The sequence below is a fragment of the Colwellia ponticola genome, assembly GCF_005885605.1.
Classification (GTDB): domain Bacteria; phylum Pseudomonadota; class Gammaproteobacteria; order Enterobacterales; family Alteromonadaceae; genus Colwellia; species Colwellia ponticola.
In genome coordinates, this window is the sequence record NZ_SZVP01000120.1 from 1 (window position 1) to 451 (window position 451).

The 451-nt window shown below is 50.8% G+C and carries 1 protein-coding gene; it reads right to left on the reverse strand.

The window, feature by feature from the left end:
• Window positions 1-276 (reverse strand): HPF/RaiA family ribosome-associated protein (locus tag FCS21_RS16125; protein WP_138624509.1); only part of this gene is annotated, 276 nt, incomplete at its 3' end.
• Window positions 277-451: the final 175 nt, after the last annotated feature.

Genomic DNA, 451 nt, shown 5'->3' on the forward strand with positions numbered 1-451 from the left:
GTGATCCAGCTTGGTGGCCGCGCTGTCAATAGCTTGTTCTAGGGTATCGCCCTTGGCGGACACCGACAGCGGTTGATGGCCTTTTGGCCGCGCTTCCAGTAGGCAACTTAAATCGTGGGGACCGGGCTTATCGCCGTTCTCATCCCGCAGGTAGACCTCCACTCGGGTCAGGTCTTCTTCATAACGTTCGAGCGTGCTCTCAATGGTAGTACGTACCCACTCCTCCAGTCGGATGCTGCTTTCAATATGGTTATCGCTATTGACTTGGATTTGCATAGTTCTTCCCTTATTTCAGCTAGCTCGCGAGAGGTCACAAACTGCAACACCGGGGTGGTGAAACCATGACCTCTTGATTACACAATTGAGCAGCTAGAGAAACATTTCAACCCCTTTGCAAAGATAAATCCCACATTACAAATTAACCCTGACGACGAGCAGAAACGCTGTTAGG